Annotated in this window: 2 protein-coding genes; both read right to left on the bottom strand. The window is 63.7% G+C overall.

Translation table 11 applies throughout. The features are described 5' to 3' along the window. Positions 1–573, bottom strand: a 573-nt coding sequence (locus tag AAFM29_RS13995) for an SDR family NAD(P)-dependent oxidoreductase (RefSeq protein ID WP_341713403.1), incomplete at its 3' end; no start/stop codon positions are given. 120 nt (positions 574–693) lie between these two features. After that, the gene (locus AAFM29_RS13990; RefSeq protein ID WP_341713402.1) at positions 694–1362 is read right to left on the bottom strand and encodes an HAD-IA family hydrolase; all 669 of its coding nucleotides are present in this window, start codon (positions 1360–1362) and stop codon (positions 694–696) included. Between the last annotated feature and the right edge of the window lie 88 nt (positions 1363–1450).

Below are 1450 nucleotides of genomic sequence, written 5' to 3'. Positions count from 1 at the left end.
CGTGTTGACCTTGATGCCGTACTTCGTGCCTTCGAGCTGGAGCGTTTTTGTGAGACCGGCGAGGCCGAGCTTGGCCGCGCCGTAGTTGGCCTGGCCGAAGTTTCCGAACAGGCCGGTCGAGGACGCGGTCATGAGGATACGGCCATAGGCCTGCTCGCGCATGGTTTCCCACGCCGCCTTGGCGACATTGGCCGAGCCGTTGAGGTGGACGTCGACGACGAATTCGAAGTCGTCCATCGTCATCTTGGCGAAGGTCTTGTCGCGCAGCACGCCGGCATTGTTGATGACGATGTGGACGCCGCCCCACTTCTGCTTGGCGTCGGCGACCATCTTTTCCATCTGCTCGAATTCGGTGACCGAGCCACCGTTCGACACGGCTTCGCCGCCGGCCTTCTCGATTTCCTCGACCACCTGCAGCGCCATGTCCGAATGGCCGGTGCCGTCGCGCGATCCGCCGAGGTCGTTGACCACGACCTTGGCTCCGCGGCGGGCCAGCTCCAGCGCGTATTCACGGCCGAGGCCGCCGCCGGCGCCAGTGACGATGGCTACCTTGTCCTTGAAGTCGATGCTCATGGGGCTGCTCCTGCTTTATCGTTTACGTAAAGGTCAATTGGGTCGGCGGAGTGGCACTTTCCGCCCGCTCTTGCAACCGAATGCGCGGCCCATCGCCATGCCGTAGGGGCAAGCTGCCCCTCAGAGGCGTTCGAGCGCGGCGACCAGCTGGTCGAGCGAATCGATATGCGTGTCGGCTCCCAGTTCCGGGCCAGGCTTGTCGCAATAACCGTAGGCCGCGGCGACAACCGGAACGCCGGCCGCGCGGGCCGCGATCACATCATAGGAGGAATCGCCGACGAAGACGAGGTTGCCGCCGCCGCCGCGTTTCTGCGCTTCGAAAATCGGGTCTGGCGCGGGCTTTGCACGTCCCTTGCCCATCGTGTCGCCGCCGATGATCGCGACAAAGTGATCGGCAAGGCCCAGCGTGCCAAGGATCGACCGGGCAAAGCTTTCGAACTTGTTCGTGACCACCGTCAGCGCCACGCCGCGGGCATCCAGCTCCGCCAGCACCTCCGCCGCATAGGGATAGGGCCGCGTGTGCACCGCATTATGCTCGGCATAATAGGCCAGCATTTCCTTGTAGAGCCGCCGGAACTCTTCCTCCGGCATCCCGCCCTGTTCGTCGACCGCCTTCTGCAGCATGATCTTGGCGCCACCGCCGATGAGATCGCTGGCATGGTCCGCCGGGACCGGGGCGAAGCCGCCAAGCCCTAGAGCATGATTGACCGCAGCGCCGAGATCGCGGTGGGTTTCGAGAAGAGTGCCGTCGAGATCGAACCCGACAATGTCGAAGGGAAAAGCCGTCATGGATGCGGTGCGTGGCGGATGGTTCTTCAATCCGCAAGGGTTTGCTGGCATGGAGCCATGCCATGAGCCAAAACCGAGACTTCGCCGC

It is taken from the genome of Erythrobacter sp. (assembly GCF_038133525.1).
Taxonomy (GTDB): Bacteria; Pseudomonadota; Alphaproteobacteria; order Sphingomonadales; family Sphingomonadaceae; genus Qipengyuania.
Note: the sequence above shows the minus strand (reverse complement) of the source record. Positions and strands in the feature narration are given on the sequence as shown.

Bases quoted from the DNA above. Each gene is read 5' to 3' on its own strand.
- AAFM29_RS13990 (WP_341713402.1), bottom strand. From the start codon at position 1,362: ATGACGGCTTTTCCCTTCGACATTGTCGGGTTCGATCTCGACGGCACT.